The organism is Halopenitus sp. H-Gu1 (assembly GCF_041821145.1).
GTDB lineage: Archaea > Halobacteriota > Halobacteria > Halobacteriales > Haloferacaceae > Halopenitus.
Window position 1 is genome coordinate 1 of the sequence record NZ_JBGUBC010000068.1, and the last position, 691, is coordinate 691.

General features: G+C 51.2%; 1 protein-coding gene. It reads right to left on the minus strand.

Annotation, left to right across the window (positions count from 1 at the left end):
* Nucleotides 1–7 precede the first annotated feature (7 nt).
* Entirely contained in the window at nucleotides 8–646 is a 639-nt protein-coding gene (locus tag ACERIT_RS16175) for an IS6 family transposase (protein WP_373675878.1), read from the minus strand.
* Nucleotides 647–691: the final 45 nt, after the last annotated feature.

Sequence of the window (691 nt, forward strand, 5' to 3'; positions counted from 1 at the left end):
GGTCGCGTTAAGTTTGGCGTGAGTTGTGGTAGACGGCGACGGCTTCGAGCCAGTTTTGAGCTGTCTCTAACGCGACATTGCTGAAACTATTTGCGAATGAGGAGGTTCGACGTTCTATTTCCCAAAAGACACGTTCGATAGCATTCCGATTTCCATGGCGAATCACTCGAAATCGATAGCCGTCCTCAGCAAGCACTGGTCCGAGATAGTCTGCGTCATCGACGAGAAATTCCACGTCATTAAGCTGGTAGCGTCGGTGTAACTCGGTCAGAAACCATCGCGTCGTTTGTTTATTTGCGGTCGGATAGAGGCTTACGTGGAGGATATCGTTCGTATACGGATCAACCGCGCCGTACAGCCAGAATTGCTGACCATGGAGGCGGATCATCTTTTCATCAACCGCGAGTTGATCCTCGGAGACGGTCGAGATCGGCTGTAGATCGGCCTTGTGAACCCAGTTGTGAATAGCGACATGACTCCGATCGATCCCGTATTCTTCGAGAAATTTACTTACCTCGCGTAGAGACATACCGGCCAAATGACAGCGTATCCCTACTTCAATCGCCCAGAGCGGCGTTCGATCTCGCTCCACAAACGACAAGTCAATCCACGCGATACCATCGTTGAGGCGGTCGAATTCTGTCATAGACACTCAGAACTCGTCCGCCTCATCCTCTAACTTAACGCGACC

Bases quoted from the DNA above. Each gene is read 5' to 3' on its own strand.
- ACERIT_RS16175 (WP_373675878.1), bottom strand. From the start codon at position 646: ATGACAGAATTCGACCGCCTCAACGATGGTATCGCGTGGATTGACTTG.